The organism is Flavivirga sp. 57AJ16, from assembly GCF_028736925.1.
Lineage (GTDB): Bacteria > Bacteroidota > Bacteroidia > Flavobacteriales > Flavobacteriaceae > Flavivirga.
Genome location: NZ_JAQZAT010000046.1, coordinates 1,027 through 1,428 on the forward strand (window position 1 = coordinate 1,027; position 402 = coordinate 1,428).

1 protein-coding gene is annotated in these 402 nt (G+C 58.5%); it reads right to left on the bottom strand.

Features of this window, described 5'->3' with window-relative positions:
* Positions 1 to 402, bottom strand: a 402-nt coding sequence (locus PQO00_RS20270; RefSeq protein ID WP_274186679.1) for a FecR family protein, incomplete at both ends; no start/stop codon positions are given.

Consider the following 402-nt stretch of genomic DNA (forward strand, 5'->3'; position numbering starts at 1 on the left):
CCGGGAAAGGACCTTCATGATCTCCTTCAGGGTCTTGTCCTGAAAACTGAACGTGCCCTGTTTCCAGGAGACCTCTTTGGAGGTATCGACCGTGGCCAGGGCCATGTTGTTGTTACGTGTATCCAGGATGGACTGTTGGGCAGGTGCCAGAAACTGTTTTCTGTGCTGGTGGCCGACCAGGACCTGTCCCTCTACCAGGGTGGTATAGATCTGCGTCTCGTCCCTATAGGCCCTGATGTTGAACTCGGTCCCCAGGACCTCGACCTCCTGGAACCGGTTGCGAACCTTGAACTTTGCGCCCCGGTGCATTGCGGCCGGTGACACGTCGAAATAGGCCTCGCCGTGGACAAGGGTCACTTCCCTGGTCCCGCCATCGCCGAAGGCTACCGGGTACCTTAGCCG